Source organism: Wolbachia endosymbiont of Tuta absoluta, assembly GCF_059414725.1.
The window spans coordinates 1-334 of sequence record NZ_JBNRJY010000588.1 but is presented as its reverse complement, the minus strand read 5'-3'; the positions used below and the strand labels follow the sequence as shown (position 1 = coordinate 334).

At 37.1% G+C, this 334-nt stretch carries 1 protein-coding gene; it reads right to left on the bottom strand.

Annotated features, from left to right (window positions below; translation table 11 throughout):
* Nucleotides 1-76: 76 nt before the first annotated feature.
* Nucleotides 77-334, bottom strand: a 258-nt coding sequence (locus tag ACJ5GX_RS06455) for a hypothetical protein (protein WP_495292825.1), incomplete at its 5' end; no start/stop codon positions are given.

Genomic DNA, 334 nt, shown 5'->3' with positions numbered 1-334 from the left:
GTAGCTACTGACTCTATAACCGTGAATTAGGCTACCTATCTTCAAAATGAGATGGGGTGATGCTATCTTCAAGCTGTCACGCAATCAAACCACCGACTGGCTCTTTTCGTGTGGGAACTGGCGTTTTGTGTTGTATGGATCGATCAACTTCTATAATTTTATCTATATACTCAAGGCCTTCTATTTTGTCGCATTGACCATGCCTTGCAGATGAATGATTTATCTTGTGTGCTGAGTATTTATATATTGTTTCTATCACTAAACTTGATTTCCCTCCTCCTGATATTCCAGTAACACAAATAAAATTCCCTATAGGAAATTCAACATTTATATT